Source organism: uncultured Sphingomonas sp., from assembly GCF_902806265.1.
Lineage (GTDB): Bacteria > Pseudomonadota > Alphaproteobacteria > Sphingomonadales > Sphingomonadaceae > Sphingomicrobium.
Window position 1 is genome coordinate 71,104 of the sequence record NZ_CADCVZ010000015.1, and the last position, 13,682, is coordinate 84,785.

Genomic DNA, 13,682 nt, shown 5'->3' on the forward strand with positions numbered 1-13,682 from the left:
ATGGCGTTCAATGTCCCGGGATAGTGTGGCACAATCAAGGCGTGAGCAGAGGCGAGGGGGGCAGCAGGGAACGTGAGCGCGGGCGCCGGGCACCGCAGCCGCTGGACCCGGCCAAGCTGCAGGAACTGGCGCTACGCTACGTTTCCCGGTTCGCAACCACCCGGGCCAAGGCCGAAGATTACCTCCGCCGCAAGCTACGCGAGCGCGGCTGGAACGGCGAGGGTTCGCCGGACCCGGATGGGTTGGTGAGCAAGCTTGCGGCGCTGGGCTACATCGACGACGCCGCCTTCGCGCGGGCCAAGGCCGGTTCGCTGGGGGCACGCGGCTATGGGCTCCGGCGGGTCAGCCAGGCGCTTGCCCAAGCTGGGGTCTCCGAAGCGGACGGGGAGGACGCCCGGACAGTGGCCGGGGACGGCGCTGTGGAAGCCGCGGTGCTCTTCGCCCGCCGCCGTCGCATCGGGCCGTTCGCCACCGGGCCGGGCGATCCGGCGGCACGCGAGAAAGCGCTCGCTGCGATGATTCGCGCGGGCCACGGCTTTGCTTTGGCGAAGGCGATCGTGAACACTGCCCCTGGCGAACAGCTCGATCTCGACGACTTCGGCCCGCATTAATTGTAATCGCGGCGTAACGGCTTTGCCCCGAGGGCGCCGGTCGTGCTACTGACAGTATTGTGCAACCGGAGCCCGCCACGCGAGTCGCCGAACGAACATCCGTGGGAGGACCCATAAGTGCGCCCGGCGCGGAGCCGGTTCGTGCAACGGGGCGGGTCAAGTGGTTCGATGCCACCCGCGGCTTCGGATTTCTCGTTTCGGACGAGTTCGACGGCGACATCCTGATTCATTTCAGCGTTCTCAAGGATCACGGCCGGCGGAGCCTGCCGGAGGGAGCGCTTGTGGAATGCGAGGTGGTGCGGCAGAACCGCGGCCTTCAGGCGAGCCGCATTGTCGCCATCGACTTGAGCCAGGCCCCGAGCCCGAGCGTCTTCCCGGCCGCTGCTGCGGCTGAACGCTCGGATCGCCAGGACCTGCTCGACGGGGCGGGTGCGTTCGAGATCGTGGAGGTGAAGTGGTTCAACCGCGTAAAAGGCTATGGGTTCGTCAATCGTCCAGGCGATCCCGGGCAGGACATCTTCCTCCATATGGAGACCGTGCGCCGGGCCGGGATCGCGGATCTGCAGCCCGGGCAGGGCCTGAAGGCCCGGGTCGCGGAAGGACGCAAGGGTCTGACCGCAGTCGACGTACAGCTGTCCGCTTGAGCCTCGCCGCGGCGCTTCTGCCGCTCCACTTCATGTCCGCCGCCTGTCAGTCGCAGGCTAGCGAGGCGCAGTTGCAGCGCTCGGTTGCTGGTCTCCAGCAGGTGCCGCTCACCGTGACGACCGCCGCGGGCAAGGTCCACCGGTTCACCGTGGAGGTGGCGCGCACGCAGGAAGAGCAGGCCCAGGGGCTGATGAACCGGCAGTCGGTTGCAGCTGATGCCGGCATGATCTTCCCGATGGTTCCGCCGCGCCCTGCGAGCTTCTGGATGAAGAACACGCTGGTTCCCCTCGACATAATCTTCGTCCGCCCCGACGGCACGATCGCCAGCATCGAGGAGAACACGGTGCCGCTGAGCCTCGAGCCGGTGATGAGCACCGAACCCGTGGCCGCGGTGCTGGAGCTGGCCGGCGGGCGCTCGGCGGAGCTGGGCATCAAGGGCGGCGACCGGGTGAGCTGGCCGCGCTGAGCCTTGCGCTCCGCCGCCAACCGCGTCACAGGCTGCGCCCCATGGGATTTCTCGCTTCGATCTTCACCTGGTGGAACGGCGCGGGCCTGACCACCCGGCTGATGACCCGGCGCCACGGCCGGGAGGTGGGGCGCGACGAGCTCGGCAACATCTACTACCAGCACCGCAGGGATTTGAACCGCCGCTGGGTGATCTACCATGGCGCCAACGATGCCAGCCGCACGCCGCCTGGCTGGTCGACCTGGCTCCGCGGGCAGATCGACGACGTGCCCGACAAGGCATTGCCCCCGCGACGGCCGTTCGAGAAACCCGCGGTAGCGAACCTGACGGGCACGGGAGAAACCTACCGGCCGTCCGGCTCCTTGTCGCGGGCCGGGCAGCGCCCGGCGGCGACGGGCGACTACCAGGCCTGGACCCCGGATTAAGCATGCGCGCGGTTCCGGCGATCCTGATGAGCGCGCTGGCGCTTGCGGCGTGCGACCAGCTGCAGCAGCGGCAAACGGAGCAGCCAGCCAAGGCGCCCGCGGCGCCGGCCGCGGCGCCCACCGCCCCGGCCCAGCCCACCGCCGTAGCTCAACCCGGGACCACCCCGATGAACAAGCGGGTGGCGGTGCTCGGCTTCCTCAACAAGCGCAACGGCATCGCCCGTGACCTGACCCTGCGCCCGGGCCAGGCGATCCGGATCAAGGACGCGATCGTGCGGCTGCGGGCATGCGAGACCACGCCGCCGTGGGAGTTCGACCGGCTGACCGGCGCGTTCGTGCAGCTCGACGTGCAGCAGCCGGGCGGCGGCTGGCGGCGGGTGTTCAGCGGCTGGCTGTACAAGGAGTCGCCCTCGCTCAACGTGGTCGAGCATCCGGTCTACGACGTCTGGCCCAAGAGCTGCACGATGAGCTTCCCCGCGGCCCCGGACATGCCTGACCCGCCCGCGGAGACGAGCGACTCGTCCAGCGCGTCGAACCGGGCGGCGAAGCGCAGCGCTTCGGACAGCAACCCGACGTAGGTGTCGCGCGACACGGTGACCGCGCCGAGGCTGGCGAGATGGTCGGTCATGAACTGGCAGTCGAGCAGTGAGTAGCCGCCGACCTGCAACCGTGCCATCAGCCAGGCCAGCGCGACCTTGGACGCGTCCGTCGCCCGGCTGAACATGCTTTCGCCGAAAAAGGCCCGGCCGAGCGCCACGCCATAGATGCCGCCGACCAGGCGGTCGTCCTGCCAGACCTCGACCGAGTGGGCCGCCCGGCGGGCGTGCAGCGCAAGCATCGCCTCTTCGATCTGACCGTTGATCCAGGTTTCCGGTCGGTGCGCGCAGCCGCGGATCACCCCGGCGAAATCGCGGTTGGCGGTGACGGCAAAGCGGTCCGAGCGGAGCGTGCGGGCGAGGGAGCGGGAGAGGCGGAAGCCGCCGACAGGGATGATCGCCCGTTCCCGCGGCTCGACCCAGAACAGGTCGGGCGCGTCGCGGCTTTCGGCCATCGGGAAGATGCCGGCCGCGTAGCCGCGCAGCACTAGGTCGGGGTCGAGGGTGGTCACGGACCCGCCCTACAGGATCGCGTGCACCTCGTCCTGCGGGCGGCACAAGCGGACGCCGCCGTCGGTCTCGACCAGCGGCCGCTCGATCAGGATGGGGTGCCGCACCATGGCGTCCAGGATCGCCTCGTCGCCGACGCCCGGCTCCAGCAGCCCGAGTTCGGCGACGAGCGGCTCCTTGGCGCGCAGCCCCCTGCGCGGGGTGAGGCCGGCGCGGGCGTAGAGGCGGCGGAGCTCCTCGCGGGACGGCGGGTCCTCCAGATACTCGACCACCCGCGGCTCCACCCCGGCCTCCCGCAGGATCGCCAGCGTCTTGCGCGAGGTGCCGCAGGCGGGGTTGTGGTAGATGGTGGCAGTCATGCGTGCCCCAGCTTGACTCGGTTGACCGTGGATCGCGGTTTCGGCGTGACCTTCGTGACCTCGCCGCCAACTCGCTGCTCGCGAAGGATGATGCGGCTGGGGGCGTGAGCGACGCGAGACATGCTGCGCGGCATGGCACAATGCGAGGGCTGTAGGACAGGCTTTTGTCCAGCGCTGCAGGTCTTGGGTTCGCCACGATTGGCCGGTAAGGGACCCGCCATGCTGAGCATCAACGGTATCACGGTGCGCCTTGGCGGGCGCACGATCATCGATCGCGCATCGGCGGCGATCCGCCCGAACAGCCGGGTGGGCCTGATCGGCCGCAACGGCGCGGGCAAGTCCACCCTGATGAAGGTGATGATCGGCGAGCTCGAACCCGACGAGGGCGAGATCGACATGCCCCGCCGTACGAGGCTCGGCTACATCGCCCAAGAAGCGCCGAGCGGCACCGCCACGCCGTTCGAGACGGTTCTGGCGGCCGATGCGGAGCGGGCCGCGCTGATGGACGAGGCGGAGACCTGCACCGACATGGACCGGCTCGGCGATGTGCATGAGCGGCTGCTGGCGATCGATGCCTATACCGCGCCCGCCCGAGCGGCCCGGATCCTGCTCGGCCTCGGCTTCGACGAGGAGATGCAGGCCCGCCCGCTGGATAGCTATTCCGGCGGCTGGAAGATGCGCGTCGCCCTGGCCGCGCTGCTGTTTTCCGAGCCCGACCTCCTGCTGCTCGACGAGCCGTCCAACCACTTGGACCTGGAAGCCACGCTGTGGCTCGAAAGCTTCCTGAAGAGCTATGCCGGAACCCTGGTCGTGATCAGCCATGAGCGCGACCTGCTGAACAATGTCGTGGATACCATTCTCCACCTCGATCGGGGAAAGATCGACCTGTACTCGGGCGGCTACGATGATTTCGAGCGGCAGCGGGCAGAACGGGCGGCGCAGCTCGCGGCCGCCAAGGCGTCGCAGGATGCCCAGCGCGCCCGGCTTCAGGATTACATCGCACGGAACAGCGCGCGGGCGTCGACCGCGAAGCAGGCCCAGTCGCGCGCGAAGATGCTTGCCAAGATGCAGCCGATCGCCGCCTTGGCCGAGGATCCGACCCTGAGCTTCGCTTTCCCGAGCCCGACCGAACTCAAGCCGCCGCTCATCACGCTCGAGATGGCTGCCGTCGGCTATGCGGATGCGAGCCCGGTCTTGCGCTTCCTCAACCTGCGGATCGATCCCGACGACCGGATCGCCCTGCTTGGCCGCAACGGCAACGGCAAGACGACGCTGGCGCGCCTGCTGGCTGCCCAGCTCGCCCCGATGGAAGGCGGAATGAATGCCTCGGGAAAGATGCGGGTCGGCTACTTCACCCAGTACCAGGTGGAAGAGCTGCATGGCGACGACACGCCGCTGCAGCACATGATCCGCGCCATGGCGGGAGCGACGCCCGGCGCCGTCCGCGCGCAGCTCGGCCGCTTCGGCTTCTCGGGCGACAAGGCGACCACGAAAACCAACAAGCTTTCAGGGGGCGAGCGGGCGCGCTTGGCGCTTGCGTTGATCACGCGGGAGGCGCCGCACCTACTGATCCTCGACGAGCCGACCAACCACCTGGATGTCGATGCGCGGGAGGCGCTGGTCCAGGCGCTGAACGATTACGATGGCGCGGTCATCCTCATCAGCCACGACCGTCACATGGTGGAATTGACGGCGGATCGGCTGGTCCTGGTCGAGAATGGTGCGGCGGTCGACTACCCCGGCAGCATCGACGACTACATCGACCTGGTGCTCGGGCGTAACCAGCCGAAGGTCGAGGCGAAGCCGAAAGCGGCCAAGGTCGATCGCAAGGCCGAGGCGAAGGCGCGTGAAGACGCCCGCGCGCTGAAGAAAGCGGCGGCTGCCGCCGAAGCGGAAAGCGCCCGCCTGGCAGCCGAGTGCTCGGCGATCGATCGCGCCATGTTCGATCCGAGCGCGGCCGACCCGAAGCTCGCGTCGCTACCGATGAGCGAATTGTCGCGACAACGGGCGAAGCTGTCGGCGGAGTTGGTGCTCGCCGAAACGCGTTGGCTGCAAGTCAGCGAGCAGATCGAACGGCAAGCTGCCTGAACCGCAGGTGCGGCGCTGAACGTTGATAGGCTTGCGGGTGACTGTGCTTGCGCGGTGCGTGGCGACTCACCCGTGCCGGCAGGCGATGGGCTTGGCGCGAGGGAATGCTGAGCCGGGCTACTCCGCCGGGTTCTCTTCCAGCCAGCGTTCGAGCCATTTGATGGTGTAGTCGCCGCGCTCGAAGGCGGGGTCGCGGATTACCCGTTGATGCAGGGGTATGGTGGTCTTCATGCCTTCAACCACATATTCCTCCAGCGCTCGGCGGAGGCGCATGATGCAGCGTTCGCGGTTGCTGCCGTAGACGATCAGCTTGCCGATCATGCTGTCGTAGTAGGGCGGCACGCGGTAGCCGGCGTAGAGACCGCTATCGACCCGGACGTGCATGCCGCCGGGCGCGACATAGTTCTTCACCAAGCCGGGCGAGGGGGCAAAGGTCTGCGGGTCCTCGGCGTTGATGCGGCACTCGATCGCATGGCCCTTGAGGGTGATCTGGTCTTGGCGGCAGGACAGGCCTTCCCCCTGCGCGACGCGGATCTGCTCGCGGACCAGGTCGATGCCGGTGATCATCTCGGTGACGGGATGCTCAACCTGAAGTCGGGTGTTCATCTCGATGAAATAGAACTGGCCGTCCTCGTAGAGGAACTCGACGGTGCCGGCGCCGCGATAGCTCATGTCGGCCATGGCGCGGGCGACGATCCCGCCCATCTTCGCGCGCTGCTCGGCGCTGATCACGGGGGACGGGGCTTCCTCGATCACCTTCTGGTGGCGGCGCTGGATGGAGCAGTCGCGCTCGCCCAGATGCACCGCATTGCCGTTGCCATCGCCGAACACCTGGAATTCGATATGGCGCGGGTCGCCGAGGTATCTCTCCATGTAGACGGTGTCGTCGCCGAAGGCGGCGCGGGCCTCGGACGCGGCCTGCATCATCAGGCTTTCGAGCTGCTCTTCGGAGGGCACCACCTTCATGCCGCGCCCGCCGCCGCCCGACGCGGCCTTGATCAGGACGGGATAGCCGATCTCGTTGGCGATCGCGTGGGCTTCCTCGACGCTGGTCAGCGGGCCGGGGGAGCCGGGAACGAGGGGAAGGCCGAGCTTGGCCGCGGTGCGCTTGGCCTCGACCTTGTCGCCCATGACGCGGATGTGCTCGGGCTTAGGGCCCACCCAGATAATGTTGTGGAGCTCGACGATCTCCGCGAACTGCGCGTTCTCGGACAGGAAGCCGTAGCCGGGGTGGATGGCGTCGGCGTGGACGACCTCGGCGGCGGAGATGATGTTGGGGATGTTGAGGTAGCTGTCGGCCGCCGCGGGCGGGCCGATGCACACCGTCTCGTCGGCCAGGCGGACGTGCATGGCGTCGGCGTCGGCGGTGGAGTGCACGGCGACGGTCTTAATGCCCATTTCGTGGCAGGCGCGGTGGATGCGCAGCGCGATCTCGCCCCGATTGGCGATCAGGAGCTTGGTGATCTTGCGCATGGTTATTCGATGACCACCAGCGGTTGGTCGAACTCGACCGGCTGGGCGTTGGCGACGAGCAGCTGGCGGACGATCCCGCCGCGCGGCGCGGTGATCGGGTTCATGACCTTCATCGCTTCCACGATCAGCAGGGTATCGCCTTCCTTGACGGTCTCGCCGGGGGTAGCGAACGGCTTGGAGCCAGGCTCGGCGGACAGGTAGCAGGTGCCGACCATGGGCGAGCGGACTAGGTCGCCGGCGGGGAGGGACTCGGCGGCGGCGGAGGCGTCGCTGGCGGCCGCGGTCGGGGTGGAAGGATGCGCGGGAGCTGCCGCTGCGATCGGCGCGGCGACCGGCGCGGCGTAGGCGACCGGGGCCGCGGCCATGGTGAGCTCGCGGCGGACGCGGATCTTGCGGTCGCCGTCCTCGACTTCGATCTCCGTCAGCTCGTTGGCGCTCAGCAGCTCGGCCAGCTCGCGCACCAGCGCGCTGTCCACGCGCATCTGCTTGCCGCTGCCGCTGCCGCCCGTTTCGTCAGCCATGTACTGTCCCATGTTCGTTTCGGCGGCGCTCCTGTCAGAGCCGCGCGGCCGCGTCCAGTGCCAGCCGGTAGGAAAGCGCGCCGAAGCCGCTGATCGTTCCCTTGACAACCCCCGCGATAAGGCTGCGGCGGCGGAAGCTTTCGCGGGCATGCGGGTTGGACAAGTGGACCTCGATCACGGGGGTGGCGATCGCCGCAACGGCATCGCGCAAGGCAACGCTGGTGTGGGTGAAACCGCCGGCGTTGAGGACCACGGCGTGCACCCCCGTTGCAGCGGCTTCATGCAGCCAGTCTATCAGATGGCCTTCGTGGTTGGATTGGCGGACGTCGAGCTCAAGGTCGAGTTCGCGAGCCTGCTCGGTGAGCGCGGCGGCGATGTCGTCGAGCGTGTCGCGGCCGTAGATGTCGGGCTCGCGGCTGCCCAGCAGGTTGAGGTTGGGGCCGTTGAGGACGAAGACCTTGCGCATTGCGGCAGGGGCGTGCGCCACCTAGATGGTCCAAGTCAAATGAACGAGCTTTCCACCTGCATGATCAAGGTCAACGGCGAGCACCGGCGGGTGGCGGCGGGGACCAGCGTGGCCGGCCTGGTGCAGGAGATCGGCTTCGATCCGGCGCGGGTGGCGGTGGAGCGGAACCTGGCGATCGTGCCGCGCTCGACCCTGGCCGAGGTGCAGGTCGAGGATGGCGACGATTACGAGATCGTCCACTTCGTCGGTGGAGGTTGAGATGAACGTACAAACGCAGATCGAGGCCGACAGCTGGAGCGTCGCGGGGCGGAGCTTCACCTCGCGGCTGATCGTCGGCACCGGCAAGTACAAGAGCCTGGAGGAGAACGCGGCGGCGGTCGCGGCTTCGGGTGCGGAGATCGTCACCGTGGCTGTGCGGCGGGTCAACGTCAGCGATCCCAGCGCGCCGATGCTGACCGACTATATCGATCCCAGCCAAGTGACCTACCTGCCCAACACTGCCGGCTGCTTCAGCGCGGAGGAGGCGATCCGCACGCTGCGGCTGGCGCGCGAAGCGGGCGGCTGGAGCTTGGTCAAGCTGGAGGTGCTGGCGGAAGCCAAGACGCTCTACCCTGACATGATTGAGACGGTGCGCGCGACGGAGCTGCTCTCGAAAGAGGGCTTTGAGGTGATGGTCTACTGCACCGACGATCCGATCATGGCGCGGCGGTGCGAGGATGCGGGCGCAGTGGCGGTGATGCCGCTGGGCGCGCCGATCGGGTCGGGGCTGGGGGTGCAGAACCCGGTGACGATCCGGCTGATCGTGGAAGGGGCCAAGGTGCCGGTGCTGGTCGACGCGGGCGTCGGCACGGCCAGCGATGCGGCGGCGGCGATGGAGCTCGGCTGCGACGGGGTGCTGATGAACACCGCGATCGCCGAGGCCAAGAACCCGGTGCTGATGGCGCAGGCGATGAAGGCCGCGGTTGAAGCCGGGCGGCTCGCTTACCGGGCCGGGCGCATGGCCAAGCGGCGCTATGCCGATCCGTCGAGTCCGCTGGCCGGCCTTATTTGATCGCGACTACGACGTGCGCCGACAGGCGCGAGTCGAAGCCGTGCGGTCCTTCGAGTTCGCGCAAGGCGTCGCGGGCCGCATCCGTGGCGTCCTGCAGCCGCGTGGGATCGCGTTCCTCGATCTCGGACTTCAGCGGCGTGCCTTGCACTATGCCGACTGCCGCGTCTTCGGGCGTCGTGCCGGGCGCGCTCGCAAGCGCGACGGTCTCGAACTCCATATCGCTGAAGCCGGCGGCCAGCAGGTCGTGTTCGATTCGCGCCGGGTCGGAGTAGCCGAACGGGGTTCGCGCTAGGAAGCTCGGCGGATCGTCCGGGAACATGGCCGCGATCCGGCGGCCGATGATCCTCGATACCGGATTGTGGTCGAGACCGTTCCATATGACGAGCAGGTAGCGGCCGCCGCTCCGGAGAACGCGGTAGGCCTCCCGGTTCGCCCCGGCCTTGTCGGGCATGAACATCAGCCCGAATTGGCAAACGACGAGGTCGAACTCGGCCTCGCCGAACGGTAGCTGCTGCGCATCCGCGGCCTTCAGCCGCAGCCGGTCGGAACGAAGCCGCTGCGCTGCCTGGTCGAGCATGGCCTGGTTGAGGTCGGTGGCGACGATCCGCGCCGCCGGGCAGGCTTGCAGCAGAACTTCGGTGACCAGGCCCGTGCCCGCGGCAGTTTCCAGGATGCACTCGGCCCCCAGTTTCGCGGCGCGGCGGCCGACTTCCTCCGCATAGGGTTTGAACAGCAAGGGACCGAGATGGCGGTCGTAGATCGCCGGGATCGAGCCGGCGAACGCGCTATCGGTATTGAGCATGGAACGGCACTCCTGGTTCCGCTTTCCTGCTCCTGCATCATGTCAGATTTTGCGGCAGCGCGCGAGCGGATGATCGAGCGGCAGATTGCCGGGCGGGGGCTGCGCGATCCGCGGCTGCTTGAAGCGTTCAGTGCTGTGCCGCGCGAGCTGTTCGTGCCGCGCGAGCTTGAGGAGCGCGCTTACGATGACTGCGCGCTGCCGATCGAGTGCGGGCAGACGATCAGCCAGCCGTACATCGTTGCGCTGACAGTCCATGCGGCGGAGATCGGGCCGGACCACCGAGTGCTCGAGGTGGGCGCAGGGTCGGGGTATGCGGCGGCGGTGATGAGCCGGTTGGCGCGCGCGGTGATCGCGGTGGAGCGCATCCCCGCGCTGGCGCGGCTGGCGGACGAGCGGATGCGGAGCCTCGGCTTCGACAACGTGCTGGTACTGTCCCGCGACGGCTCGCTTGGCTGTCCGGGGCAGGCGCCGTTCGATGCAATCGTCTGCGCGGCGGCCGGGCCGCAGGTGCCGCAGGCCTGGCTGGAGCAGCTCGCGCCCGGCGGCCGGATCGTCATGCCGGTCGGCGCGATCGAGGGTGTGCAGCAGCTCGTCCGGGTGACCCTGGACCGCGATCGCCAGCCGCATCGTGAGGAGCTTGAGCCCGTCAGGTTCGTTCCCCTGATCGGAGCCCAAGCCTATGACGAGCCTGACCCAAGTTGAGCCTGCCGAGCTGATCCGCGATGCGGCGGTACCGCTGCCTGACATCGACGATCCCGGCTTTGCCGAAGCGTTCGACCGCTACGCCGACGCGCGGGTGATTTTGCTAGGCGAGGCCAGCCACGGGACCAGCGAGTTCTACCGGGCGCGAGCGGCAATCACGCGGCGGCTGGTCGAGCGGCACGGCGTCAACATCGTTGCGCTGGAGGCGGACTGGCCGGACGCCGCGAACCTCGACCGCTATGTGCGGCACCGCGGTCGGCGGGTGGGCGAGGGAGCATCCGACGAGGATGCTCCGTTTCAGCGCTTCCCGAGCTGGATGTGGCGCAATGCCGAGTTCGACGGGCTGGTGCGCTGGCTGCACGGCCACAACCGGCTGCTGAGCGACGGCGCGCAGGCGGGCATCTACGGGCTCGACCTTTACAACCTGCACGGGTCGATGCAGGCGGTGATCGGCTTCCTGGAGGAGCGTGATCCGCAGCTCGCGGCTGAAGCGCGGGAACGGTACTCGTGCCTTGCCCCGTTCAGCCGCAATCCCGCGCAATATGGAGCAATGGCGAAGTCGGCGGGCTTCGGCTTCTGTGCGGACGGAGCGGTCGCAATGCTGACCGATCTCCTGGAGCGGCAGTGCCTCGGCGGGGACTGCGACGAGTGGCTCGACGCCGCGGCGAACGCGCGCTTGGTCAAGAACGCCGAGGGCTACTACCGCGCCATGTTTCTTGCCTCTGAGGACAGTTGGAACGCCCGCGACACGCACATGTTCGAGACGCTCTGCCAACTGCTCGAGGCCAAGGGACCGAACGCCAAGGCGGTCGTCTGGGCGCACAACAGCCACATCGGCGACGCACGGGCGACCGGCATGGGACGCGAGCGCGGCGAGCTCAACATCGGGCAGCTGGCGAAGGAGAGATTCGGCGAGCAGGCGCGGCTGATCGGCTTCGGCACGCACAGTGGGACGGTGGCGGCGGCGGACGACTGGGATGCGCCGATGAAGGTCAAGCAGGTGCGGTCGAGCGTGGAGGGCAGCCATGAGCGGCTGTGTCACGACGCGGGCGTCGGACGTTTCCTGCTCGACCTGCGCGAGGATGGCCCCGCGCCGACGCGCGAGGAGCGGCTGGAGCGCTACATCGGGGTGATCTACCGGCCCGAGACCGAGCGCTGGAGCCATTATGTCGAGAGCGTGCTCGCCGAGCAGTTCGACGGCTGGGTGTGGTTCGATGAAACGCGGGCGGTGACGCCGCTCAGCGACGTACACGGCGCGGGTGAGGACGAGTTGTGGCCGTTCGGTCTTTAGCCGCGCGCCTTTGCCCGCAGCGCGGAGATCGTTGTCTGGTTGCTGATCACCTCGACGTCCGTCTTCACGTGGAGCAGGCGGATGCCGCGGCGCTCCTGCGCACGGGTGAAGGCGGGGGCGAAGGCTTCGGTGCGTTCGACGGTCTCGGCCCAGGCCCCGTATGCGCGGCCTAAGGCGGCGAAATCGGGGTTGGTGAGGTCGGTGGCGGACAGGCGCTCGGGATAGTCGCGCTCCTGGTGCATGCGGATGGTGCCGTAGCTGCCATTGTCCACCACGATCACCAGCAGGTCGGCGCCGTACTGGGCGGCGGTGGCGAGTTCCTGGCCGTTCATCAGGAAGTCGCCGTCACCCGCGACGCACAGCACCTGGCGATCGCGGAAGCGTAGCGCGGCAGCAACCGCGGCGGGGAGGCCATAGCCCATGGACCCGCTGGTCGGGGCGAGCTGGCTCGGGCAGCCGGCATAGCGCCAGTAGCGGTGGACCCAGCCGGAGAAGTTGCCGGCGCCGTTGCAGACGATCGTGTCGGCGGGGAGCTGCTCTCGGAGCGCCCGCATCGCAACGCCGAGATCCATCGCGACGCCCTCGCGTGCTTGAGGCTCGCTCCACTCGAGCCATTCGGCATGCGCCTCCTCGCCGGCGCCGAAGCGCACGAGGTCCGGGTCCATCCAGGTGTCGAGCATCTGCGCGAACTCGCCCATGTCGGCGCAGATCGGCAGGTCGGCGTGGTAGACGCGGCCGAGTTCGTTGGGGTCGGGGTGGACGTGGACCAGCGTCTGACCGGGGTGATCGGGGGTGACGAGGGTGTAGCCGTCGGTGGTCGACTCGCCGAGCCGAGCACCGACCACCAGCAGCAGGTCCGCGGCCTTGATCCGCGCGGTGAGCTTCGGGTTGGGGCCGTAGCCGGTGTTGCCGGCGTAGACGCGGCAGCTGTTCGGGACGGCGTCCTGGCGGCGGAAGGCGGCAGCGACGGGGATGCCGTTGCGCGCGGCGAAGTTGGCGAAGTGGTGGGCGGCGGCGGGGCCCCAATCCGCGCCGCCGACGATGGCGACGGGTGCAGCGGCGTCCTTCATCAGCTCGATCAAGGCAGCGACGGCGCTCGGGTCTGGGCTCTCCGCAACTGGCGGAACGGGCGGTCGGTCGGGTACCGCCACCTCATCGCGCAGCATGTCCTCGGGTAGCGCGAGCACGACCGGGCCGGGGCGGCCGGCGGTGGCGACGCGCCAGGCACGGGCGACATATTCGGGGATGCGGGCGGCATCGTCGATCCGGGCCGCCCACTTGGCGATCGGCCCGAAGAAGACGGGGAAGTCGATCTCCTGAAAGCCCTCCCGGTCCTTGTCGCGGCGGTCGAGGTCGCCGACGAACAGGATCATGGGGGTGGAGTCTTGAAACGCGACATGCACCCCGGGGGTGGCGTTGGTCGCGCCGGGGCCGCGAGTGACAAAGGCGACGCCGGGCCGGCCGGTCAGCTTGCCGTCGGCCTCCGCCATGTAGGACACCCCGCCCTCCTGCCGGCACACCACCCTGTCGATCTCCGGCGTGTCGTGCAGCGCGTCGAGCACGGCGAGGAAGCTTTCCCCCGGGACGGTGAAGATGCGGTCGCAGCCCTGGATGCGGAGCTGGTCGACCAGGATGCGGCCGCCGGTGCGGAGGGGTGGGGAGTCGGGCATGGCCGC

At 68.7% G+C, this 13,682-nt stretch carries 14 protein-coding genes and 2 pseudogenes; 9 read left to right on the forward strand and 7 right to left on the reverse strand.

Annotation, left to right across the window (positions count from 1 at the left end):
- The first annotated feature begins 41 nt into the window (after positions 1-41).
- From QZX62_RS04040 to QZX62_RS04060, 5 genes and pseudogenes are all read left to right on the forward strand, one after another.
- A complete protein-coding gene (locus QZX62_RS04040) occupies positions 42-611 on the forward strand; it encodes a RecX family transcriptional regulator (protein ID WP_294172321.1) in 570 nt (189 codons plus the stop codon).
- A 101-nt stretch (positions 612-712) separates the two neighbouring features.
- Positions 713-1,255 (forward strand): cold-shock protein, encoded by a 543-nt coding sequence (locus tag QZX62_RS04045; protein ID WP_294172322.1) that lies wholly within the window; start codon positions 713-715, stop codon positions 1,253-1,255.
- A gap of 32 nt (positions 1,256-1,287) precedes the next feature.
- A complete protein-coding gene (locus tag QZX62_RS04050) occupies positions 1,288-1,722 on the forward strand; it encodes a DUF192 domain-containing protein (protein WP_294172324.1) in 435 nt (144 codons plus the stop codon).
- Between the two features lie 41 nt (positions 1,723-1,763).
- Complete coding sequence (locus tag QZX62_RS04055) at positions 1,764-2,147, forward strand: NADH:ubiquinone oxidoreductase subunit NDUFA12 (RefSeq protein ID WP_294172326.1); 384 nt, start codon at positions 1,764-1,766, stop codon at positions 2,145-2,147.
- Between the two features lie 167 nt (positions 2,148-2,314).
- Positions 2,315-2,548 (forward strand): annotated as a pseudogene (locus QZX62_RS04060) (DUF2155 domain-containing protein); the annotation flags it as partial.
- 35 nt (positions 2,549-2,583) lie between these two features.
- Here QZX62_RS04060 and aat read toward each other — a convergent pair.
- Positions 2,584-3,255, reverse strand: a complete 672-nt coding sequence (gene aat / locus QZX62_RS04065; protein ID WP_294172328.1) for a leucyl/phenylalanyl-tRNA--protein transferase — start codon at positions 3,253-3,255, stop codon at positions 2,584-2,586.
- A gap of 9 nt (positions 3,256-3,264) precedes the next feature.
- Complete coding sequence (gene arsC / locus QZX62_RS04070) at positions 3,265-3,612, reverse strand: arsenate reductase (glutaredoxin) (protein WP_294172330.1); 348 nt, start codon at positions 3,610-3,612, stop codon at positions 3,265-3,267.
- A 219-nt stretch (positions 3,613-3,831) separates the two neighbouring features.
- On the opposite strand from arsC, the gene QZX62_RS04075 reads away from it, so the two are divergent.
- Positions 3,832-5,700: an ABC-F family ATP-binding cassette domain-containing protein gene (locus tag QZX62_RS04075; protein ID WP_294172332.1), complete on the forward strand. Its 1,869-nt coding sequence runs from the start codon at positions 3,832-3,834 to the stop codon at positions 5,698-5,700.
- Positions 5,701-5,817: 117 nt separating this feature from the next.
- On the opposite strand, the gene accC is transcribed toward QZX62_RS04075, so the two are convergent.
- From accC to aroQ, 3 genes are read right to left on the reverse strand one after another with little or no spacing between them, the layout of a single operon-like run.
- Positions 5,818-7,173, reverse strand: a complete 1,356-nt coding sequence (gene accC, locus QZX62_RS04080) for an acetyl-CoA carboxylase biotin carboxylase subunit (protein WP_294172334.1) — start codon at positions 7,171-7,173, stop codon at positions 5,818-5,820.
- 2 nt (positions 7,174-7,175) lie between these two features.
- Positions 7,176-7,694: an acetyl-CoA carboxylase biotin carboxyl carrier protein gene (gene accB, locus QZX62_RS04085; protein ID WP_294172336.1), complete on the reverse strand. Its 519-nt coding sequence runs from the start codon at positions 7,692-7,694 to the stop codon at positions 7,176-7,178.
- 34 nt (positions 7,695-7,728) lie between these two features.
- Positions 7,729-8,160, reverse strand: a complete 432-nt coding sequence (gene aroQ / locus QZX62_RS04090) for a type II 3-dehydroquinate dehydratase (RefSeq protein ID WP_294172339.1) — start codon at positions 8,158-8,160, stop codon at positions 7,729-7,731.
- Positions 8,161-8,199: 39 nt separating this feature from the next.
- Between aroQ and thiS the strand changes: the two are divergent.
- Positions 8,200-9,211: pseudogene (gene thiS / locus QZX62_RS04095) on the forward strand (sulfur carrier protein ThiS).
- On the opposite strand, the gene QZX62_RS04100 reads toward thiS, so the two are convergent.
- The gene (locus QZX62_RS04100) at positions 9,204-10,013 is read right to left on the reverse strand and encodes a methyltransferase domain-containing protein (protein WP_294172342.1); all 810 of its coding nucleotides are present in this window, start codon (positions 10,011-10,013) and stop codon (positions 9,204-9,206) included. The pseudogene thiS and the gene QZX62_RS04100 sit on opposite strands and share 8 nt — an antisense overlap.
- 39 nt (positions 10,014-10,052) lie before the next feature.
- Between QZX62_RS04100 and QZX62_RS04105 the strand changes: the two genes are divergently transcribed.
- Together QZX62_RS04105 and QZX62_RS04110 are read left to right on the forward strand one after the other, a co-directional pair.
- Positions 10,053-10,715, forward strand: a complete 663-nt coding sequence (locus QZX62_RS04105; RefSeq protein WP_294172343.1) for a protein-L-isoaspartate(D-aspartate) O-methyltransferase — start codon at positions 10,053-10,055, stop codon at positions 10,713-10,715.
- Entirely contained in the window at positions 10,693-12,006 is a 1,314-nt protein-coding gene (locus QZX62_RS04110; protein ID WP_294172344.1) for an erythromycin esterase family protein, read from the forward strand. Before QZX62_RS04105 ends, QZX62_RS04110 begins: the two co-directional genes overlap by 23 nt.
- On the opposite strand, the gene QZX62_RS04115 is transcribed toward QZX62_RS04110, so the two are convergent.
- Positions 12,003-13,676 (reverse strand): thiamine pyrophosphate-binding protein, encoded by a 1,674-nt coding sequence (locus QZX62_RS04115; protein ID WP_294172346.1) that lies wholly within the window; start codon positions 13,674-13,676, stop codon positions 12,003-12,005. The genes QZX62_RS04110 and QZX62_RS04115 overlap by 4 nt on opposite strands.
- Between the last annotated feature and the right edge of the window lie 6 nt (positions 13,677-13,682).

Coding starts and splice junctions, on each gene's coding strand:
- QZX62_RS04055 (WP_294172326.1), top strand. CDS start 1,764: ATGGGATTTCTCGCTTCGATCTTCACCTGGTGGAACGGCGCGGGCCTG.
- QZX62_RS04115 (WP_294172346.1), bottom strand. CDS start 13,676: ATGCCCGACTCCCCACCCCTCCGCACCGGCGGCCGCATCCTGGTCGAC.
- QZX62_RS04050 (WP_294172324.1), top strand. CDS start 1,288: ATGTCCGCCGCCTGTCAGTCGCAGGCTAGCGAGGCGCAGTTGCAGCGC.
- QZX62_RS04110 (WP_294172344.1), top strand. CDS start 10,693: ATGACGAGCCTGACCCAAGTTGAGCCTGCCGAGCTGATCCGCGATGCG.
- arsC (WP_294172330.1), bottom strand. CDS start 3,612: ATGACTGCCACCATCTACCACAACCCCGCCTGCGGCACCTCGCGCAAG.
- QZX62_RS04100 (WP_294172342.1), bottom strand. CDS start 10,013: ATGCTCAATACCGATAGCGCGTTCGCCGGCTCGATCCCGGCGATCTAC.
- aroQ (WP_294172339.1), bottom strand. CDS start 8,160: ATGCGCAAGGTCTTCGTCCTCAACGGCCCCAACCTCAACCTGCTGGGC.
- accB (WP_294172336.1), bottom strand. CDS start 7,694: ATGGCTGACGAAACGGGCGGCAGCGGCAGCGGCAAGCAGATGCGCGTG.
- QZX62_RS04105 (WP_294172343.1), top strand. CDS start 10,053: ATGTCAGATTTTGCGGCAGCGCGCGAGCGGATGATCGAGCGGCAGATT.
- QZX62_RS04075 (WP_294172332.1), top strand. CDS start 3,832: ATGCTGAGCATCAACGGTATCACGGTGCGCCTTGGCGGGCGCACGATC.
- accC (WP_294172334.1), bottom strand. CDS start 7,173: ATGCGCAAGATCACCAAGCTCCTGATCGCCAATCGGGGCGAGATCGCG.